We start from the raw sequence: 20193 nt of genomic DNA, 5'->3' as shown, positions 1-20193 counted from the left end.
ACCCTCAGAAACTGGTGCCGAACGACCAGGTCGACCCTGTGTATGGCGCTGGCTCCCCTGTGGACTGCTCAGTGGTTACCGTTCCCGGACCGCGTAGGTCAGGTGGGTCACCCGCTGCGTCGACTCCGCGCGGATCTGCTCCAGGGCCACGCGGCTCGCGTCCACGCCCGCGAACAGGCGGATTCCGGAGCCGAAAAGCACGGGCGACAACGCGATCGAGAACTCGTCGACCAGGCAGGCGTTCACGTACTCCACGATTGTCGCGCCGCCGCCCGCGATGCGGACGTCGCGGTCGCCGGCGGCTTCGCGGGCCTGATCGAGCGCGGTCTCGATGCCGTCGTTGACGAAGTGGAAGACGGTCCCGCCCGGCCGCTCCCAGGGGGCACGCCGCTCGTGCGTCACGACGAAGACCGGCGTGTGGAACGGCGCCTCCGCCGGCCACGCCCGCTCGCCGGCGTCGAACATGCGCTTGCCCATGACGCTCGCGCCGGTGCGCTCGAACGTCGCCAGCGCGATGTCGTTGTCGCGCCCTTCCTCGCCGCCCTCGCCGAGCTTCAGGTTCTCCCGGAAGAACCGCAGCGGGAACACCCACCGCTGCAGTTCCAGCCACTGCCGCCCCATCAGCTCCTCTGCGGACTCGGGCGCGATGAACCCGTCCAGCGACATCGACACGCTGAAGAACACCGTCCCGGCCATCAGCCCGCCGCTCCCCGCCGAACGATCTCGGTGACGTAGGCGGCCAGGTTGCCCAGCGTCTGCTGGCCGCCCTCGATCGCGTGATACTTCTCGACCGCTTCGGCGCGCAGCTCCCTGGTGGGGAACACCGTGCGCATCTCTATCCGGGTCGCCGCACCGTCGGGCGCGAACGTGAGGACCGACTCGAAGGCGTTCGGGTCGTCGCGGGACTCACCGTGCAGCAGTGCGATCCGCTCCGGCGGGGCGATCTCGGTCCAGGTGATCCACTCCTGGTAGTCGGTCCCGTCCGGGCCGTGCATCACGAAGTCCCACACCCCGCCCTCGCGGAACTCGAACGCCCGCGTGGTGGTGGTGAACCCCTCCGGGCCCCACCAGCGCGACAGGTGCCGGACTTCGGTGAACGCCTCGAACACCAGCTCCCGTGGGGCGTCGATGCCCCGGGAGACCACGATCTCGCGGTCGGCCCGCGTGTCCCGTCGTGTCGCCGCCATCGGTCACTCCTCCTGTTTTTCCTGCTTGAGGTCCTGCACGTACGCGTCCAGCCGGTCGAAGCTCTCGTGCCAGAACCGCTCGAACCCGCCTGCCCACTCGTGGACCGGCCGCAGCCCGCGGGCGTCGAGGCCGTACAGGCGCTGCTTGCCCGCCCTGCGGTCGCGCACCAGCCCGACCTCCCGGAGCACCCGCAGGTGTTTGGAGGCCCCCGGCTGGGTCATCCCCAGCTCCCTGGCCAACTCGGTCACCGGCCGCTCACCCGCTCGCAGCAGTACCAGGATCTCCCGGCGCTGTGGCTCGGCGATCGCGTTGAAGACGTCCGACGTCGTCGCTGCTCGTGCCATAACGGCATCATATGCCGATATCGGAATGCGTCAAGCCGGCGGGTGGACCCGGCGCGGGCCGGCACGCCTAAGACCCGACCGCGATGAAGGACGCCATGCGCGCCCTCCATCGCGGCCGGGTCAACTGCCCTGAATGCCCCATTCAGGGCGTTGAACGTCCCCAATGCCTCATTCAGGGCATCGCGGGCGGTGCCGTCAGCCGGCGGTGGCGCGGGCGACGGTCACGCGGAGCGCGTCATCTCCCGCCTGCTCGGAGTACGCCTGCACCCAGTGACCGGGATCGACCTGGGCGATGGCCACCACGCCGTCCGCTGTCGTCCTGGTCACCACGCCGTCCACCACTTCCTCCTGGTCCACCGGGACCTTGACCGGCGGCTGGTCCTTCGGGGTGCGCGGCGCGATCACCGTGGCCGGCGCCGTGCCGGTCTTCATGCTCATGGTGATGCAGTCCGCCGGCCGCTCGTCGCCGCGCAGCTCGACGTCGGACTGGCACAGGGTCACCGACCCGTCCGTCGGCGTGCTGCCGGTCCAGCCGGCCACCTGGTAGCCGTCGGGCAGCCCGCGCAGGCCCAGCTCGACGTCCAACGGCGATGGCTGCGCGCCCACGTGCTTCGCGACCCGGTGCAGGGCGTCCAGCGGCACGGTCGGCACCACGCCGCCGACCATGGCCCAGCGCCCGTCGGCGAGCTGCCAGATGAGCTGGGTCTGGGACCCGGCCGGCGCGAGCTCGCGGACCGTGCCCTGCTGGCCGGCGATGGTCGCCGGCTCGTCGACCGCGCCCTGGGGCGCCTCGCGCGGCTGGTCGCTGATCCACACGACGACGGTCTGGAAGTCGCCGGCCCCGGTGTACTGGGCCGAGCCTGCGGTCTCGTCGACGTCCCACGCGTTGAGCGTGTAGCCCTTCGGCAACCAGCCGGCCGTGAACGGCAGTGCCGGCGGCGCCGGCGCGGTGGCCGGGGGTGGCGCCGCCGCGACGCCGAGGGACGTGCCGTCCTGGGTCTCGGTCCCCTGACCGGGGCCGCTGACCAGCACCACACTCAGCGCGGTCAGCGACGCGACCCCGGCCACCGCGGCCACGCTGCCGATCTGCCGGCGACGGCGCCGCCGGTGAATCCCCTGGTACACGCCGGTGAGCACGTTCTCCTCAGCGGGGGCGTGCCGCTCAAGCGAGCCGAACGCCTGCCGCAGCTCGTCATTGTCGATCATGATTCGGGCACCTCCACGGGTTGTTCCAAGCGAACCTTCGTGCGCAGCTCGGCGAGCGCGCGGGAGACATGGCTGCGCACCGTGCCGGCGGCGCAGCCGAGGATCACGGCGATCTCCTGGTCGGTGTGTCCCTCGTAGAACCGCAGCACCAGGACCGTCCGCTGCCGTCTGGACAGCGTCGCCAGCAGCGCGCTGACCTGCTCCCGGTCCGCGAGCCGTAGCGCGGGGTCCGGCGCGGTGGCCCGGCTGAACAGGCCGATGTCGGGCACCGACCTGGTCGAGCGCACCGAGGCCAGCCGCCGCCATGACAGGAACCCGTTGGTGATCATGCGCCGGACGTAGAGGTCCGGCCGGTCCAGCCGGCTGATCCGGTCCCACCGGGCGTGCGCCCGCACGAAGGCGTCCTGGGTCAGGTCCTGCGCCAGATGGGTGTCCGCGGTCAGCACGCCGGCGAACCGCACCATCGGCCCGAGTTGCTTTCGCAGGAAATCGTCGAAATCCACACTCACCAAACGCGGGCATCCCCGGGATCTGTTGAGGACTGGTCGACGTCGAGGACGGTGAGGAAGGCGGTCGCCGCCGGCGTGCGGGTGCCCCGGCTCCAGATGACGTACTCGACGCGTTCCGGCGCGTCGGTGACCTCGACGGTGGTGACCCCGGTGAGCCGAGGCGCCCAGCTCGCGGGGAGCATCGCGATGCCAAGACCCTGCGCGACCAGCTGCGCCAGCAACGCGTCGACGGTGCTCACCTCGAAGGTGACCTCGCGGACCAGCCCGGCCGCGGCGAAGGCCAGGTCGGACTGGGCCCGCCCCGCGGTGCCGGCCGGCAGGTCGACGAACACCTCGGTGGCGAGCCGGCGAAGGTCGGTCTCCGGTTCGCCGGCCAGCGGATGGTCCGGCGCGACCACGGCGACCAGCCGGCCCCTTGCGAGCTCGTGGGCGGCGACCCCCGCTGGTCGCGCGGTGGTCGGCAGGCCGAGGAAGGCCACGTCGAGGACGCCCTGCCTGACCTGCTCGACGAGGTGGTCGCTGCCGCCGACCCGCAGGCTGATGCGCACGTCCGGGTACCGCTCGCGGAACGCCCGCAGCGCGCCCGGGACGTCGACCGCGGCGACCGTGGGGATCAGGCCGACGGCGAGCCGGCCGCGCACCTGCCCGACCGCGGCGGCGACCTCGGCCGCGGCCCGCTCGGCGGCGTCCAGACACTGCCGGGCGGCGGGCAGGAACGCCTCCCCGGCCGGCGTCAGCCGCACCCGGCGGCTGGTGCGCTCGAACAGCCGCGCGCCCAGTTCCCGCTCCAGGCGGGCGATCTGGTGGCTGAGGGCGGACTGCACCACCAGGCAGCGCTGCGCGGCCCGGGTGAAGCTGTTCGTCTCGGCGACGGCGAGGACATAGCGCAGCTGCTGGAACTCCATAGATCTATCTTGATGAGAGATCGATGAAGTGACAAGCATGTGTTGGACTCATTGATCGGGTCCGCTGAGACTGAAGAACATGACCAGCGCACTCGCCCAGCGCACCGCACTGACCGCGCTCGCCCCCGGGGTGTGGGGCACGACCTACGTGGTCACCACCGAACTCCTCCCGCCGGGACATCCCCTGTTCGCCGGACTCCTGCGCGCGTTACCCGCCGGCCTGATCGCGCTGGCGATCACCAGGACGCTGCCGCGCGGCACCTGGTGGGGGAAGGCCACGGTGCTCGGCGTGCTGAACATCGGGTTGTTCAACGCGCTGCTGTTCGTCGCGGCCGAACGCCTGCCCGGCGGGGTGGCCGCGACCCTGGTGGCGGCCCAGCCGCTGCTGGTCGCCGTCCTGGCCGTGGCGGTGTTACGGGAAAGCCCGTCCGCCTGGCGGTTCGCCTGGGGCGCGGCCGGGATCCTCGGCGTCGGGCTGGTGGTGCTCGGGCCGATCGCCGACCTGGACGCCGTCGGGATCGTGGCGGGACTGGGCAGCGCGGCCTCGATGGCGCTCGGGGTGACGTTCACCAAGCGCTGGGGCCGGCCCGCCGGGGTCGGGCCCACCGCGTTCGCCGGCTGGCAACTCACCGCGGCGGGGGTGTTCCTGCTGCCGTTCACCGTCCTGCTCGACGGCGCACCGCCGGCGATCGACCTGGCCGCGACCATCGGCTACCTGTGGTTGGGCCTGGTCGGCGGCCTGGTCGCCTACGTCCTGTGGTTCCAGGGCGTTACCGCCCTGCCGGTCACCTCGGTCGCGGTGCTCGCCCTGATCTCGCCGATGGTCGCCGCCGTGCTCGGCGTGGTGCTGCTCGGCCAGACCCTCGGGCCGGTCCAACTCGCGGGGTTCGCCATCGCCCTCGCCGCGATCGTCGCGGGCCAGCTGCCCGCGCCAACCAGGAAGGAACGAGTCCGATGAAGATCATCGTCGTTGGCGCGACGGGCATGGTCGGCGCCCGGGTCGTGCACGAGGCCGTGAGCCGGGGCCATGACCTCGTCGGGGTGTGCCGGCGGCCGGCCGCCCTGCCGTCAGGCGTGACCGCCGTCGCGGGTGACGCGAACGATCCGGCGCACCTGCGCGGCCTGTTCGCCGGCGCCGGCGCGGTCGTGGCCACGACCCGCCCCGCTCCCGGACACGAGTCCACGATCACCACGACCACCACCGCACTGCTCGACGCGGCGGCCACGACCGGGACCCGCGTCCTGGTCGTCGGCGGCGCCGGCCCGCTCCAGGTCCCCGGACACCCCGGCCGGCTCGTGGTCGACAGCCAGGAGTACGTGCCGGCCCGGTTCCGCGCCAGCGCCGTCGCCAGCACCGCGCAACTGGACGTGTGCCGTGCGCACCCTGCGGACTGGGTCTACCTCAGCCCGCCCGCCGTCCTCGAACCAGGACCGCGCACCGGCGGGTACCGCCGCGCCACCACCACCCTGGTCACCGGCGTGGCCGGCGTCTCCCGCATCTCGGCCGAGGACCTCGCCGTGGCCATCCTCGACGAACTCGAGAACCCACGGAAGGACAAGCACTTCACCGTCGGCTACTAGGTGGACAATGGGCGGATGCGTATCCGTGAGGTGCCGATCGCCGACGAGTCGATCCGGCTCGGCCAGTTCCTCAAGCTGGCGGGACTGGCCGAGCACGGCGCGCACGCCAAGATGCTGATCGACGACGAGTACGTGACGGTCAACGGCGACGTCGAGGTCCGCCGGGGCCGTCAGCTCGCTGGCGGGGACGTGATCGCGGTCGGCGAGGAGAAGGTCCGGCTGGTCAGCAACGCCGCCCAGGACTACTAGATCTTGGCCAGCGCCTGGGCCAGGTCCGCGACCAGGTCGTCGGCGTGTTCGATGCCGCAGCTGAAGCGGACCAGGTCGTCGTGCACGCCGGCGCGCTCGCGGGCCTGCGCGCCCATGCCGGCGTGTGAGGTCCGCGCCGGGAGGGTGACCAGGGACTCGACCCCACCCAGCGACGGCGCGACGGCCGGCAGCCGCAGCGCGTCCAGGAAGGTCTCGGCCGCCGCGATGCCGCCGGCGAGGCGGAAGCTCAGCATCCCGCCGAACCCGTGCAGCAACGCCGCCGCCCGCTGGTGGTCGGGGTGGTCGGGCAGGCCGGGGTAGTTCACCGCGGAGACCTTGTCGTGCCCGGTGAGGAACTCCGCCAGCGCGGTGGCGTTCGCGTTCTGCTCCCGCACCCGCAGCGCCAGCGTCTTGAGGCCCCTGGCCAGCAGGAAGCCGGCGTGCGGGTCGAGCGAGCCGCCGTAGATGTTGAGCGAGTGGCGCACCCGGTCCACCAGCTCCGCCGAGCCGGCCACGGTGCCGGCGACCAGGTCGGAGTGCCCGTTGAGGTACTTCGTCGCGCTGTGGAACACCAGGTCGAAGCCGGCCGCGAGCGGACGGAGGTTGACCGGGCTGGCGAACGTGTTGTCCACCACGCTCACCAGACCCTCCGCCCTGGCGAAGGCCACCAGGTCGGTCAGCGCGCCCACCCGCATCAGCGGGTTGGTGATCGTCTCGACCAGCACCGCCCTGGTGTTCGGTCGCCTGGCGGCCGCCCAGGACGCCGGGTCGTGCGGGTCGATGAGGGTGTAGGTCCAGCCGAGCCGCTCGGCGTGCGTGGCGAGGAAGTCGTGCGTGCCGCCGTAGAGCACGTCGCCGACCAGGACATGGTCGCCCGCGCGCAGCAGCGTGTGCAGGATCGTGGTGATCGCGGCCATCCCCGACGCGGTCGCCAGTGCCGCCTCGGCACCCTCCAGCGCGGCCAGCTTGTCGTGCAGGTAGCGCTGGGACGGCGTGGAGTTCAGCCGTAGGTACTGGATGTCGTGGTAGCTCTCGCCGGGAGCGGAGCGGTAGACCGTGCCCTGGTAGATCGGGAACACGACCGAGCCGTCCGGTCCGGACGGCTGCTCGCCGCCATGGACAGCGAGGGTCTGCATCCGCTGGTCGTCCTGCACTCGATACCTCCTCGTCAGCGTTGCTGGCGAGTCAAGCCTACGGCGCTGTCGACCGGCCGCGTTGCTCAAGCTTCGAGGTGGAATTGCGCAAATCGACCTAACGTCGCTCGCAGACATCCTGGTGGAAAGGAACCTTCCCATGGCGAAAGAATCCGCCGGCACACTTGGGCGCGAGGAACTGATCGAGGCCTACCGGGTCATGCGGACCATTCGCGCCTTCGAGGAGCGGGTCCACACCGAGTTCGGCAGCGGCGAACTGCCTGGCGCGGTGCACTTGTACGCGGGCCAGGAAGCGGTCGCGGCCGGGGTGTGCGGCGCGTTGGTCGAAGGCGACTACATCGCCAGCACCCACCGCGGTCACGGGCACGCGATCGCGAAAGGCTGTGACATCAACGCGATGATGCGCGAGCTGTACGGCAAGGCCGGCGGCTCCTGCAACGGCAAGGGCGGCTCGATGCACATCGCCGACTTCGAGCGCGGCATGCTCGGCGCGAACGGGGTCGCCGCCGGTGGCGCGCCGCTCGCCTGCGGCTCGGCGCTGTCGGCCAAAGTCCTTGAGCGCCCGCAGGTCTCGGTGGCGTTCGTCGGTGACGGCGCGGCCAACCAGGGCTCGTTCGCCGAAAGCCTGAACCTGGCTACGGTCTGGCAGCTTCCGGTCGTGTTCGTGGTGGAGGACAACGGTTACGCGCAGGCCACCGGTACCCGCTACCACCTGCGTGGGCTGGACGTCGCCCGGCGCGCGGAGGCCTACGGCATGCCGGCGGTCGTGGTGGACGGCACCGACTACTTCGCCGTGCGCGCCGCCGCGGACGCCGCGATCGAGCGCGCGCGCACCGGTGGCGGCCCGTCGCTGATCGAGTGCCAGGCCGGCCGGTTCTTCGGCCACATGGAGGGTTTCGACCAGCAGGGCTACCGAGGCGAGGGTGAGGTCGACCGGCTGCGCGCCGACGCCGACTGCCTGACCAGGTTCGTCGCCGACTCCGCGCTGTCCACTCAGGACGCCGCGGCGGTCGACGTGACGGTCGAGGCCGCCGTCGAGTTCGCGGTCGCCGACGCCAAGGCCGCGCCGGCACCCGAGCTGTCCGAACTGCTCACCGACGTCTACGTGTCCTACTGATTCCCAGGAGAGAACAGAGATGACTCAGTCACCACGAGTGCTGTCCTACCTGGAGGCACTGAACGAGGCGCTCGCGCAGGAGATGGCCGCCGACCCGTCGGTCGTGGTCTTCGGCGAGGACAACATCGGTGGCAACGGCTGTGACGGCACGATGGGCCACGCCTGGGGCCCGACGCGTGGCCTGCACAACCAGTTCCCCAAGCAGATCTTCGACGCGCCGATCACCGAGGCCGCGTTCGTCGGCGCCGCGGTCGGCGCGGCGGCGACCGGCCTTCGCCCGGTGGCCGACCTGTTGTTCGTCGACTTCGCCGGCGTGTGTTTCGACCAGATCCTCAACCAGGCGGCGAAGCTGCGCTACATGGTCGGCGGCAAGGCCAGGGTGCCGATGGTGCTGCGGGCCATGTGGGGCACCGGGATGCGCCGCGGCGCCCAGCACTCCCAGGCGCTGTACTCGCTGTTCACCCACATCCCCGGCCTGAAGGTGGTCGCGCCGTCGAACCCGGCCGACGCCAAGGGGTTGCTCGCGGCGTCCATTCAGGACGATGACCCGGTGGTCTTCTTCGAGCACAAGCTGCTGTACTTCGGCAGCCGGGGCGTGGTGCCCGAGGAGCGGTACACCATTCCCCTCGGTGAGGCCAAGGTCGTCCGCGAGGGCGACGACGTCACGATCGTCGCGATCGGCCGGATGGTGAACGAGGCGACCGCCGCGGCCGAGCAGCTGGCGGCGGAAGGCGTGCGGGCCGAGGTCATCGACCCGCGCACGCTGTCCCCGTTCGACTTCGACACCGTCTACGCCAGCGTGGAGAAGACCAGCAGGCTGGTCGTGGTCGACGAGGACAGCCCGAGGTGCTCGATCGCCACCGACATCGCCGGCAACGTCGCGGAGAACCGGTTCTCCTCGCTGTCGGCCGCGGTGCGCACGGTCACCGGGCCGCACGCGCCGGTGCCGTTCAGCCCGACGCTGGAGGACGCGTTCCCGCCCAACGCCAGCAAGATCGTCGACGCTGTTCGTTCCACCCTCCCGAGTTCCGTGATCAGCAAGGCATCCTGAGGAGTTGACATGTCCGACCACCCCAACGTTCAGCTGATGGAGAAGGTGTACGCCTCGTTCGGCGTCGGCGACGTCGAGACCGCCGCCACCTACTGGCACGAGGACTCGGTGCACCACTACCCGGGGCGGAACCCGCTGTCCGGCGAGCACGTTGGCATCAAGGACTCCACGGCCTTCGCCAACAAGATGTGGGAGCTGACCGAGGGCAAGATGCGCATGGACGTCGCGGAGATCGGCGGCAGCGACAACCACGCCTTCGCGATCCTGCACACCCGCTACGAGCGCAAGGGCCGCGTGCTCGAGATGCCGTTCATCAACGTGGCGCGCATCGTCGACGGGAAGATCAAGGAATTCTGGACCTACCCGAACGACCAGTACGCCGTCGACGAGTTCTGGAACGCGTGAACCGAATGAAGATCATCGCTGTAGGCGCGAGCGTCACCGGCCTGGCCGCCGCGGCCGCGCTGGCCGACGCCGGCCACGAGGTGCTACTGCTGGAACGGGAGGCCGCCGCTCCACCATCTACTTTGGATGAAGGAGCCGGCGGTTGGGCACGGCCGACCGTGCCGCAGGCTGCGCACTCGCACGCCTTCGGCTCGCGCGGCACGAACCTGCTGCGTGACCGGCTGTCCGATGTGTACCAGGGCCTGCTCGACGCGGGTGCGGGCACGGTCAACCTGGCCGACTACCCGCCGCCGATGCTCGGTGAGTTCGAGCGCAAGCCGGCCGACGACGACCTGAACATGATCACCGCGCGCCGGTCGGTGTTCGAGTGGGTGCTGCGCGACCGCGCGCTGTCGCGGCCCGGGGTGTCCGTGCGCTCCGGCGCGACCGTGCGCGGACTGGTCACCGCGGACGGCCGGGTCACCGGCGTCCGCCTGGCCGACGGCACCGAGCTGACCGCCGATCTGGTGCTGGACACCAGTGGTCGCAAGACCGACGCGGCCAAGTGGCTCGAGGCGGCCGGCCTGCCGGTGCCCGAGCAGACCAGCGAGAGCTGCCGGATCACCTACTACACCCGCTACTACCGCCGGTTGACCCCGGCGCCGCCGGGACCGCTCAACCGCGGCTTCGGCGCCGGCGGGCTGTGGGACAGCTACACCGCGGTGCTGTTCCTCGGTGACAGCGACACCTTCTCCATCTCCCTCGGCGTGCTGCCGGATGACCGGGAACTGAAGGCGTTGCGCGAGGAGGAGGCGTTCACCGCGGCGATCCGGGCCACCCCGCTGCTCGCTGGCTGGGTCGCGCCGGGCAACTCCGAGCCGATCTCGCCGGTGTACGCGATGGGCGGGCTGGACAACAGCTCGCGCCTGGCGGACCCGGCCGGTGAGCTGCCGGTCGGCTTCTACGGCCTCGGCGACGCGGTGTGCACGACCAACCCGGCCTACGGGCGGGGCGTGTCGCTGGCGCTGGCGCACGTGTTCGAGCTGGTCGACCTGCTCGCCGCGCAGCCGGCGGTGGACCGGGCGCAGGCCGCGCGGTTCGCCGGCGCGAGCAAGGCACTGCTCGCGCCGTGGCTTGGCGAGTCGATCGCCAACGACCGCGGCCGGGCGGGGCTGTGGGCGGCGACGGCTGCCGGTGAGCGGCCGCAGATGCCGCCGCCGGGCCTGGTCACCTTCGGCACCGCGGTCGCGGCGTCCACAAAGGACGTCGAGGTGTGGCGGCGGGTGGCGCAGGTGATGATGTCGTTGGTCTCGCCGGCGGAGCTGTACGCCAACGACGAGATCAAGGAGCGGGTCGGCAGGGCACTCGCGGGCGGTCCGCCCCCGCAGCTGCCTGGCGCCAGCCGCGCGGACCTGGTCGCCGCCGTGCGCGGTGCCGCCGCTGGCCAACAGGCCGCCTGACAGGACAGGATATCGCCCGTGGCACCTCCATCGGAGGTGCCACGGGCGTCCGTGCGAGAACAGGAGAGACACATGCGGCTGGCCGTGTTCGGCGCGACCGGGGGGACCGGGCGCGCGGTGATCGCACAGGCGTTGGCGGCCGGCGACAAGGTGACCGTGCTCGCCCGCAACCCCGCCGACCTGGCGGAGTTCGGCGACCGGATCACCGTGGTCGGCGGCGACGTACTCGACCCGGCGGCGGTGGCCGAGGTGGTGGCCGGCGCGCACGTGGTGGTCTCCGCGCTGGGCATCGGCATGCACCGGCACGCCACCACCGTCTACTCGCAGGGCACCACGAACATCATCGACGCGATGCGCACCGAGGGCACCGAGCGGTTGCTGGTGGTGTCCACGTCGTCGTTGGAGATCCCGTCGCCCAAGCGGTTCGGCGAGTGGTTCATCGCGAAGTTCCTGCTGCACCGGATTCTCGCCAAGCCCTACGGGGACATGGCGTTGATGGAGCAGCGGGTCAGGGACAGCGGCCTGGACTGGACCCTGGTGCGCGCGGCGCGGCTGACCAAGGGCGGGCTCACCGGCAGCTACCGCAGCGCGATCGGCGAGAAACTGCGCGGCTGTTGGTCGATCGCCCGCGCGGACGTCGCGCACTACCTGCTGGCGCACGCCGCCGACCGGGAGATCTCCCGCACCACGGTGGAGATCGCGTACTAGCGTCACTCGATCGGGTGTAATTGCGGGAGAGTGGGCCGGCAACTGTGTGCTGGAGGGGAATTGTTTCACTAGCATGACCGGGTGAAAATTCGGCCGCTGCTTCATCTCGTTGGCCCCTGCGCAGCCCTGGTAGTGCTCGTCGGATGCGCCGATTCAGCAGGTGTTTCCCTGCCGTCGCCGACGCCCGTCTCGACGGTGACAGCCGCGTCGACGTCGAACGGTGTGCCGACAGATTCAGCGTGCCAGCAAAAGAAGGACAAAGGGCCGGTGCGCGCCGGTAGCGTGACACTGGAATTCGGTCTCGGGCTTGATCTGGATTGTGGCCGCACCACAGACAATCCATATGGGACGGGCGCGGACGTCGAGGCCGTGCCGGATGCGACCCAGCTGGTCGTGACGTCTCGGGATCCGCGCGCCGGTGTCGCCTGGATCGATCACCTCGGGCCGGAGGACTTCGCGAGGTGTGCGAGCGTCGCCGAGTCCGACTATCTGCGCGAGATCGCGGGCCTGGACAGGCCGCTGGTGAGCGGCCGAGGGATCTGTGTGCGCACCGGGGAGGGCAACCTGGCGATCATCAGCCCGGACAGCCCGGCAGTCGTTGGTGGCCCTGGCTTCGACCTGCACTACGTGATCCGGTACGGGCAGCCATGACGTCCGCGCCAACCAGACCTGAAGGGCCGCGCGGCGAGCGCGTGACGGTCCGGGTGTTGCGAAGGGTCGCGGCCTATATCGGTGTGGCATTGGCCGCGCTGGCGGTCGCCGGGAACCTCAGCGGGGTGTCCGGGTGGTGGGAGAGCCATGACAAAAACACAATCTGTGTCGTCATGGGCGTGTTCTTCTTCGGGTGTGCGTTGGCGCTGGTCATCAATGACCGGATCACCGAGAATGGCAGATTCTTCCGCGTTGGCGCGCATATGGTGGAGTTTGCGCTGCTGGTCGCGGCCGGGTTGGTGTTCATCGGCATTCGGATCTTCGACCCGCAGTCGTCGGCGGAACCGCCGGTCATCGCCAGCGGTGATGCCGACCTGGAAGGCGCGACCGGGGTCGATCTTGATACCGGTCGAACTCTCGGTCAGAACACACTCGGCGTCGACCTGAGCCCAACAACGACGGGTGGGCAGCTCGACGCGATGACGAATGGGACGCCGCGCTTCGCGATAGCGGCGCCGACCGAGGGGTCCGTGCTCAGCCGCTGTGCTGGCGTCAGTGACGCTGGTTGGACCAAGACGTTGATCGATGCCTACGACCTTCGCTACGGCAGCGTGCTCTGTGTGCTGACTGACCAGGGGAACCTGGCCGGCCTCACGATCACGCATCCGCCGTCAGCGGGCGAGCCGCGCATCGAGTTCGATTTCGTCACCTGGCGCACGAGCTGACACCAGAGGCAACCCTCGCGGTCTCACCTGGGCTGTCGGGCATTCGCCGGACGTCGCGGGCGGGCGGGCCGACCTAGATTACGGCTTGTCAGCATGCGATCGAGAGGGGAACTGTCATGTCCGTTCGAGGGGTGTTCAGGAGAGTCGGGTCGGTGGCCGTGGCGACCGCGGCGGTGACCGCGGCCGTTGTCATGGGGACCGGGACAGCGTCGGCCGCCAACTTCGTCACGGTCTACCAGGGGGATGACTACGCCCGCTTCTGGACCTCGAGCAACACCATCTATGCCTGCGACAACGAAGCCGACGGCAACGGAGTCTACGCCGAGTACTGGGGCTCAAACTCCAAGCACGGCACGGTCTCCGACGGAAACGGCTCGAAGAGCGGCTGCGGCTACCAGACCATCGGCGTCATCGACTCGTTCCGGGCGTGCGAACGCAACAGCATCGGACACGTCTGCTCGGGCCGGGTCTACCTCTGATGAGGTGACGCGATGAAGGCGTCCTTGCGCGCATTGAGCGCGACGAAGGACGCCTTCATCGCAGTCAGCCGGCTGACGGGGGGCGGCCGGGCGGCGGGCCGAGCGGGCCGGACAGGTGGCAGTGCGCGACCTGCCAGCCGGCGCCCGCCTTGCTCAGCACCAGCGTCATCCGGAACTCGCCGTTGGCCTGGTGGCCGTTGTAGCTGCCCTCCTGGCGGGACACGCCGAGCACGAGCGCGGTGTCGCCGAGCTCGCGCACGCTCAGCTCCCGCAGCTCGAACGCCGTCGGCACCAGCGCGCCAGAGCGGTACCGGCCGATCCACTGTTCCTTGGTGAGCACGAAGCCGAGCGGGCCGACGCCGTGGAAGTCCTCGGCCAGCAGGGTTTCGAGTGCGTCGGCGTCGGCCTTCTGCTCGGCGACGGCGAACCGGTCGATCGTCTCGGCAACAGTCATGCCCCCACCCTACTGTCAATCGTCTCGAAGGCTACTCGACGGCGGATAGGAGAATCGCCGCCTGCGCGCTGACGATCCTACGATCAGTCAATGACGACAACGGTTTCCCGACTGTCCGAAAAGGATTCCTCGGTCGCTGTGCCGGCGGTGGTGACCGCCGGGTTGTTCATCGCGAGCCTACTCGCCGGGCTGGTGTCCGCCGGCGCGGTGTACACCTCGCCGTTCACCGACGACGCGGACATCGCCACCTTCTACGCCGAGCACAGCACGCTCGTCGTCTGGGTCGGGTTCCTCCAGTTCGGCACCGGGCTCGCGCTGGCCGCCTGCACCGCCACGCTGGTCACCCGGCTGCGCAGGCTCGCGCCCCACCTTCCCGGGCCGATCGCGGTCGCCTCGGCTGGCGGGCTGGTCGCGGCCGTGTTCCTCGCGTTGAACGGGCTGGTGCAGTGGGTGATGGCCCACCCTGGCGTGGTCGAGGAGCCGGCGGTCCGGCGGGCCATGCACTACCTCTACTTCGGACTCGGCGGGTTCGCGCACGTGGCCGCCGCGGCGTTGCTCGTCGGCGCGGCCAGCATCGTCGCCATGCGGGCCGGGATCCTGCCGGCCTGGCTGTCGGGCGCCGGGCTGGTGATCGCCGGGATCTCGCTGGCCGCCAGCTTCACCTTCGTCACCGAGGCGGCGACCACGTTGATCCCGGTCGGTCGGTTCGCCGCGCTGTTGTGGCTGGTGGCGGCCGGGTTCCTGCTACCACGTCGAACCTGAGGTTCCTCGCCCCGGTGTGACTGCCGCCCGATGTGTCCGGGACGCGGCAAACGGATGATCGAGCCGTGGAGAACTCTCGGGAAGACGCCCGTGACGCCATCGCGATCATCGGCATGGGTTGTCGGCTGCCTGGCGATGTCAACTCGCCGGAGGCGTTCTGGAACTCGTTGGTCGACAGCCTGGACGCGATCGGTGAGGTGCCGGCCGACCGCTGGGCGCACTACCGGGAGTCCAGCCAGGAGAACGCGGCCGCCCTGCGGCGGATGACCGGACTCGGCGGCTTCGTGTCCGAAGTGGATGGATTCGACGCCGCCTTCTTCGGCATCTCACCGCGTGAGGCCGCGCTGATGGACCCCCAGCAGCGGATGGCGCTCGAGGTCAGCTGGGAGGCGCTGGAGCACGCCGGCATCGTGCCCAGCTCGCTCGCCGGCTCGAACGCCGGGGTGTTCGTCGGCGTCAACACCGACGACCACGGCCGCCGGCTGCTGGAGGACCTGCCGAGGATCGAGGCGTGGACCGGCATCGGCTCGTCCATGTGCGCGGTCGCCAACCGGGTCTCCTACGTGCTCGACCTGCGCGGCCCCAGCATGGTCGTGGACACCGCGTGCTCCTCGTCGCTGGTCGCGCTGCACCTGGCCTGCCAGAGCCTGCGCCTGCGCGAGACGCCGGTGGCCATCGCGGGCGGCGTGATGCTGATGCTCGCCCCCGGGCTGACCATGGTGATGGACGCCGCCGGCGCGCTCGCGCCCGACGGCCGGTCCAAGTCGTTCGACGCCACCGCCGACGGCTACGGCCGGGGCGAGGGCTGCGGCATGGTCGTGCTCAAGCGGCTCGACGACGCGCACCGCGACGGCGACCGGGTGCTCGCGGTGATCCGCGGCAGCGCGGTCAACCAGGACGGGCGCACCAACGGGATCATGGCGCCCAGCCGCGACGCGCAGGAACACATGCTGCGCCAGGCCTGCCGGCAGGCGGGCGTCACCCCGGAGTCGGTGGACTACGTGGAGGCGCACGGCACCGGCACCCGCGCTGGCGACCCGATCGAGGCCGGCGCCATCGCCTCGGTCTACGGCGTCGGCCGGCCGGCCGACCGGCCGTGCCTGATCGGCTCGGTGAAGTCGAACATCGGCCACCTGGAAGCCGCGTCCGGCATCGCCGGGGTGATCAAGGCGGTGCTCGCGATCGAGCACGCGGCCATCCCGCCGAGCCTCAACCACACCACCCCCAACCCCGACATCCCCTGGCACGACTCGGGTCTGCGGGTGGTCACCGAGCTGACCCGCTGGCCGAGCACCGGCGGCCCGCGCCGCGCGGGCGTGTCCGGCTACGGCTACGGCGGCACGATCGCGCACCTGGTGCTGGAGCAGGCACCCGGTCCCCGGGTGGCCAGCCCGGCGCCGGACCTGGGGACCGCGTTGCGGGTGTATCCGTTGTCCGGCAACACGTCCGAGGCGGTGCGGGACTACGCGACGGTGCTCGCCGACCGGTTGGCCGCCGACAGTGGGCTGGAACTGGCCGACATCGCGCACACCCTCGGCCGCCGGCGCGCGCACCTGAGCCACCGCACCGGGGTGCTGGCCGCCGGGCGCGAGGAGCTGATGGCGTTGCTGCGCCAGGTGCCCCTCGGCGAGCCGCGTGACGGCCTGGTCAGCGGCCGGGTGCTGGACGGCGCCGAACGTGGCGCGGTGTGGGTGTTCTCCGGGCACGGGTCGCAGTGGATCGGCATGGGCCGGGAGTTGTTGGCCACCGAGCCGGCCTTCGGCGCGGTGCTCGACGAGCTGGAGCCGATCTGCCTGGCCGAGTTCGGGGTCTCGCCGAGGCGGGCGCTGCTGGAGGGCGACCTGCTGCACACCGACCGGATCCAGTTGCTGATCTTCGCCATGCAGGTCGGGCTGGCCAGGGTGCTCACCGCGCGCGGTCTCGCCCCGGCCGCGGTGCTCGGCCACTCGGTCGGCGAGATCGCCGCCGCGGTGGTCGGCGGGATGCTCGACCTGGCCGACGGCGCCCGGCTGATCTGCCGGCGTTCCGCGCTGCTGCGCCGGGTCGCCGGGCAGGGCGCGATGGCCATGGTGAACCTGCCGTTCGCCGACGTCGACCACCGACTGTCCGATGTGGACGGTGTGGTGGCGGCGATCGCCGCGGCGCCGTCGTCCACAGTGGTCGCCGGGGACGTGGCGGAGCTGGAGGTGGTGCTCAAGGAGTGGACCGCGGCCGGGTTGCACGTGCAGCGGGTCAACTCCGATGTCGCCTTCCACAGCCACCACATGGACCAGCTGGTCGACGACCTGGCCGAGGCGGTCGCCGACCTGGCCCCGCGCGCGGGCGACGTGCCGGTGTACTCGACCTCGCTTGCCGACCCGCGCGGCGACGACCGGCGCGACGGCGCGTACTGGGCGGGCAACCTGCGCAACCCGGTGCGCTTCGCCGACGCGGTCTCGGCCGCGCTCGCCGACGGCTACCGCGCGTTCGTGGAGATCGCGCCACACCCGGTGGTCTCGTACTCGATCAACGAGGTGCTGACCGAGGAGGGCGTCGCCGACGCGGTGGTGGCGCACACGTTGCGCCGCAACCGGCCGGAGCAGGCATCGCTGCTGGCGAACCTGGCGGCGCTGCACTGCCACGGTGTCCCGGTCGACTGGTCGGCAGGCGACCAGGGCGGCGGGCTGGTCGAGCTGCCGGTGATCGCCTGGCAGCACCGCGACCACCGGGTCAGCTCGGCGGCCAACACCACCGCGCACTCCCGACTGCACGAAGTGGACAGTCACACGCTGCTCGGCGCGCCGCTGACCGTGCACGGCACGTCGACCGTGCGGCTGTGGCAGACCTGGCTCGACCTCGACAGCCGGCCATACCCCGGCGACCATCCGGTGCAGGGCACCGAGATCGTGCCGGCGGCCGTGCTGCTCAACACCTTCTTCGCCGCCGCGGGCGGGCACACGCTGACCGACGTCTCCCTGCGGGTGCCGGTGTCCCCGGCGCTGGCGCGGGAGTTGCAGGTGGTGCAGATGGACGGCACGCTGCGGCTGTGCTCCCGGCTGCCCGGCGGGGCCGATCCCGCCGAGCCGGAGTCGGGCTGGCTCACGCACACCACCGCCGCCGTGCCGGTGGTCGCCGAGCCGCCGGGCGTGGACACGTTGCCGCTGGCCGAGTTACGCGGCCGGTGCACCGAGCGGCTCGACCCGAACTTCGTCATCGACCGGCTCGCGTCCATCGGCGTGGCCGCGATGGGCTTCCCGTGGCGGATCGAGCGGATCCGGCGCGGCCGGGGCGAGTTGTTCGTCCGCGTGCTCGCCGACCCGGACGACACCCTGCCGGTCACCTGGGCGTCCATTTTGGACGCGACGCTGTCGGCCGCGTCGGTGGTGTTCGACGGCCCGGCGACCCTGCGGATGCCGGCGCACATCCGCCGGGTCAGCGTCGGCGGTCACCCGCCGGTGGAGGCGGTGCTCAGCGTGCGGGTGCGCACCGGCTCGACGGACACCGTCGACGTCGCGGTCGCCACCCCGGACGGCACGGTCGTCGCCACGATCAACGGCCTGCGCTATGGCGTGCTGGACGGCGACATCGGCGCCCCGGCCAGCCCGCGCAGGCTGGTCCACCGGATCGTGTGGCGGCCATTCGAACTGCCGGCCCGCCAGCGCGCCGACCTGGACGCGGTGGCGTTCGTCGGCGACACCGGCCTGGCCGCCCAGCTCGGCGAGACCTTCGCCGACGCGGGGGTGCCGTGGTCCTCGGCCGCCGATCCGTCCTCTTTGGACGAACAGCTCGGCACGCCGAACAGCGCGGTCGTGGTCGTCCCGCCACCCGGCACGGACGCCGCGGCCGCGGCCTGGCTGCTGACCAGGACCGCGCAGGTGCTCGCCGGCTGGGAGTCCCCGCCCGCGCTGTGGTGCCTGACCCGCGGGGTGCGTGCGGCCGCCACGCTCGACGCGGTCACCGAGTCCGCGCTGTGGGGCGCCGGCCGAGTGCTCGGCGGCGAGTACCCGGAGTTCTGGGGCGGCATCGTCGACCTGTCGGCCGACGACCCGCTCAGCTCGGCCGGCCTGCTCCGGCTGGTACTCGCCGCCCGCCCGGCCGAGGACGTGATCTCCCTGCGGCACGCGGAACTCACCGTCGCCCGGCTCGCCCCGGTCGACGGCGCGCCGACCCGCCCGCCGGTCACCTGCGACCCCGGGGGCACCTATCTGATCACCGGCGGGCTCGGCGTGCTCGGGCTCGAGGTGGCCGGCTGGCTGGCCGGCCGGGGTGCCCGCAGGCTGGTGCTCGCCGGCCGGCAGGCGCTGCCGGCGCGCACCGAATGGGACTGGGTCAGCGATCCGGCGCTGGCCGGGCGGATCGAGGCGGTCCGCGCGCTGGAGGCGGCGGGGGTCACCGTGCGCACGGTCGCGCTGGACGTCGCCGACGCCGCCCAGGCCGCGCGCGAGCTGTCCACCGCGACCCACGGCCTGCCGCCGATCCGCGGCGTGGTGCACGCGGCCGGTGTGCTCGACAACCGGCTGGCGTCCGATGTGGACCTGGCGTCGCTGGAGTCCGTGCTGGCGCCCAAGGTCGGGGGAGCGCTGGTGCTGCACGAGCTGTTCGGCCCGGGGAGCCTGGACTTCCTGGTGCTGTTCTCCTCGGCGGGGCTGCTGCTCGGGCTGCCCGGCCAGGCCGCATACGCCGCCGGCAACGCGGTGCTCGACGCGCTGGCCGCCCACCGGGGCGACGCGCTGAGCCTCGGGTGGACGTCGTGGCGCGGGCTTGGCATGTCGACCTCGTCGGCCGCGATCGACGCCGAGCTGGCCGCGCGCGGCACCGGCGACATCACCGCCGCGGAGGCGTTCCGGTCGTGGGAGTACGCCGAACGGCAACCGGTCAACCACGTCGCCGTGCTGCGCACGATTCCCCGGCTGCCCGGCATGCGCCGCCCGCCGCTGCTCGCCGAGCTGTCCGCCGAACAGGTGCCCGGCCCGACCGCCAGCGGCACACCGTGGGCCGGGCTGCGCGACGCCGAGCTGCGCGAGTACCTGGCCGGTGAGGTGGCCGTCCAGGTGGCCGCCGAGCTCAAGCTCGGACTCGACGAGCTGGACGTGCGCAGACCGCTGATCGAGATGGGCCTCGACTCGGTGATGACCCAGCTCATCCGCGGCCGGCTGGAGCGCCAGTTCCGGGTGAGCCTGCCCGCGACGCTGCTGTGGAACTCGCCGACCGTGCGGGCGATCAGTGACTTTCTCGCCGAGCTGCTGGCCGGCGAGACCCAGGCACCACCAGCGGCCGCGGCCTGACA

At 71.6% G+C, this 20193-nt stretch carries 21 protein-coding genes; 13 read left to right on the top strand and 8 right to left on the bottom strand.

From position 1 onward, the window contains the following. Positions 1–75: 75 nt before the first annotated feature. From ACYVIP_RS05670 to ACYVIP_RS05645, 6 genes are all read right to left on the bottom strand, one after another. The gene (locus tag ACYVIP_RS05670) at positions 76–696 is read right to left on the bottom strand and encodes a dihydrofolate reductase family protein (RefSeq protein WP_460392737.1); all 621 of its coding nucleotides are present in this window, start codon (positions 694–696) and stop codon (positions 76–78) included. Further along, on the bottom strand, positions 696–1187 hold the full coding sequence (locus ACYVIP_RS05665) for an SRPBCC family protein (RefSeq protein WP_460392735.1): 492 nt from the start codon (positions 1185–1187) through the stop codon (positions 696–698). Before ACYVIP_RS05665 ends, ACYVIP_RS05670 begins: the two co-directional genes overlap by 1 nt. Positions 1188–1190: 3 nt before the next feature. Next, on the bottom strand, positions 1191–1532 hold the full coding sequence (locus ACYVIP_RS05660; RefSeq protein WP_460392733.1) for an ArsR/SmtB family transcription factor: 342 nt from the start codon (positions 1530–1532) through the stop codon (positions 1191–1193). A 195-nt stretch (positions 1533–1727) separates the two neighbouring features. Then, the gene (locus tag ACYVIP_RS05655; RefSeq protein ID WP_460392731.1) at positions 1728–2738 is read right to left on the bottom strand and encodes a hypothetical protein; all 1011 of its coding nucleotides are present in this window, start codon (positions 2736–2738) and stop codon (positions 1728–1730) included. Then, positions 2735–3247, bottom strand: coding sequence for a SigE family RNA polymerase sigma factor (locus ACYVIP_RS05650; protein WP_460392729.1), 513 nt, complete (start codon positions 3245–3247; stop codon positions 2735–2737). The genes ACYVIP_RS05655 and ACYVIP_RS05650 overlap by 4 nt, the downstream gene beginning before the upstream one ends. Next, the gene (locus ACYVIP_RS05645) at positions 3244–4152 is read right to left on the bottom strand and encodes a LysR family transcriptional regulator (RefSeq protein ID WP_460392727.1); all 909 of its coding nucleotides are present in this window, start codon (positions 4150–4152) and stop codon (positions 3244–3246) included. The genes ACYVIP_RS05650 and ACYVIP_RS05645 overlap by 4 nt, the downstream gene beginning before the upstream one ends. Positions 4153–4231: 79 nt before the next feature. Here ACYVIP_RS05645 and ACYVIP_RS05640 point away from each other — a divergent pair, with 79 nt between their 5' ends. From ACYVIP_RS05640 to ACYVIP_RS05630, 3 genes are read left to right on the top strand one after another with little or no spacing between them, the layout of a single operon-like run. After that, the gene (locus tag ACYVIP_RS05640) at positions 4232–5110 is read left to right on the top strand and encodes an EamA family transporter (protein ID WP_460392725.1); all 879 of its coding nucleotides are present in this window, start codon (positions 4232–4234) and stop codon (positions 5108–5110) included. Next, positions 5107–5733 (top strand): NAD(P)-dependent oxidoreductase, encoded by a 627-nt coding sequence (locus tag ACYVIP_RS05635; RefSeq protein WP_460392723.1) that lies wholly within the window; start codon positions 5107–5109, stop codon positions 5731–5733. The genes ACYVIP_RS05640 and ACYVIP_RS05635 overlap by 4 nt, the downstream gene beginning before the upstream one ends. Positions 5734–5748: 15 nt before the next feature. Then, a complete protein-coding gene (locus ACYVIP_RS05630) occupies positions 5749–5982 on the top strand; it encodes an RNA-binding S4 domain-containing protein (protein WP_460392721.1) in 234 nt (77 codons plus the stop codon). Here the strand turns inward: ACYVIP_RS05630 and ACYVIP_RS05625 are convergent. After that, positions 5979–7136: a trans-sulfuration enzyme family protein gene (locus ACYVIP_RS05625; protein ID WP_460392719.1), complete on the bottom strand. Its 1158-nt coding sequence runs from the start codon at positions 7134–7136 to the stop codon at positions 5979–5981. The genes ACYVIP_RS05630 and ACYVIP_RS05625 overlap by 4 nt on opposite strands. A 139-nt stretch (positions 7137–7275) precedes the next feature. Between ACYVIP_RS05625 and ACYVIP_RS05620 the strand changes: the two genes are divergently transcribed. The 8 genes from ACYVIP_RS05620 (at position 7276) to ACYVIP_RS05585 (ending at position 13711) form a co-directional block, all read left to right on the top strand. Then, positions 7276–8253 (top strand): thiamine pyrophosphate-dependent dehydrogenase E1 component subunit alpha, encoded by a 978-nt coding sequence (locus ACYVIP_RS05620; RefSeq protein WP_460392717.1) that lies wholly within the window; start codon positions 7276–7278, stop codon positions 8251–8253. A gap of 19 nt (positions 8254–8272) precedes the next feature. Next, positions 8273–9304, top strand: coding sequence for an alpha-ketoacid dehydrogenase subunit beta (locus ACYVIP_RS05615; protein WP_460392715.1), 1032 nt, complete (start codon positions 8273–8275; stop codon positions 9302–9304). Between the two features lie 9 nt (positions 9305–9313). Beyond that, positions 9314–9709 carry a nuclear transport factor 2 family protein gene (locus ACYVIP_RS05610; RefSeq protein ID WP_075137183.1) on the top strand — a complete coding sequence of 132 codons (396 nt, stop codon included), beginning with the start codon at positions 9314–9316 and terminating at the stop codon, positions 9707–9709. A 5-nt stretch (positions 9710–9714) separates the two neighbouring features. Then, a complete protein-coding gene (locus ACYVIP_RS05605; RefSeq protein ID WP_460392713.1) occupies positions 9715–11148 on the top strand; it encodes an NAD(P)/FAD-dependent oxidoreductase in 1434 nt (477 codons plus the stop codon). A gap of 72 nt (positions 11149–11220) precedes the next feature. After that, positions 11221–11856 carry an NAD(P)-dependent oxidoreductase gene (locus ACYVIP_RS05600; protein ID WP_460392711.1) on the top strand — a complete coding sequence of 212 codons (636 nt, stop codon included), beginning with the start codon at positions 11221–11223 and terminating at the stop codon, positions 11854–11856. A gap of 81 nt (positions 11857–11937) precedes the next feature. Continuing rightward, complete coding sequence (locus ACYVIP_RS05595; protein ID WP_460392709.1) at positions 11938–12507, top strand: hypothetical protein; 570 nt, start codon at positions 11938–11940, stop codon at positions 12505–12507. Between the two features lie 41 nt (positions 12508–12548). Then, on the top strand, positions 12549–13232 hold the full coding sequence (locus ACYVIP_RS05590; protein ID WP_460392707.1) for a hypothetical protein: 684 nt from the start codon (positions 12549–12551) through the stop codon (positions 13230–13232). Between the two features lie 116 nt (positions 13233–13348). Next, on the top strand, positions 13349–13711 hold the full coding sequence (locus ACYVIP_RS05585; RefSeq protein WP_460392705.1) for a hypothetical protein: 363 nt from the start codon (positions 13349–13351) through the stop codon (positions 13709–13711). Between the two features lie 64 nt (positions 13712–13775). Here the strand turns inward: ACYVIP_RS05585 and ACYVIP_RS05580 are convergent, their stop codons facing one another. Continuing rightward, on the bottom strand, positions 13776–14165 hold the full coding sequence (locus ACYVIP_RS05580; protein WP_460392703.1) for a nuclear transport factor 2 family protein: 390 nt from the start codon (positions 14163–14165) through the stop codon (positions 13776–13778). A gap of 90 nt (positions 14166–14255) precedes the next feature. Between ACYVIP_RS05580 and ACYVIP_RS05575 the strand changes: the two genes are divergently transcribed. Together ACYVIP_RS05575 and ACYVIP_RS05570 are read left to right on the top strand one after the other, a co-directional pair. Beyond that, complete coding sequence (locus ACYVIP_RS05575; RefSeq protein WP_460392701.1) at positions 14256–14927, top strand: hypothetical protein; 672 nt, start codon at positions 14256–14258, stop codon at positions 14925–14927. Between the two features lie 65 nt (positions 14928–14992). Further along, complete coding sequence (locus ACYVIP_RS05570) at positions 14993–20191, top strand: type I polyketide synthase (protein WP_460392699.1); 5199 nt, start codon at positions 14993–14995, stop codon at positions 20189–20191. The last annotated feature ends 2 nt before the right edge of the window (positions 20192–20193 follow it).

It is taken from the genome of Actinophytocola sediminis (assembly GCF_054779715.1).
This window is presented reverse-complemented; position numbering and strand designations above follow the sequence as displayed.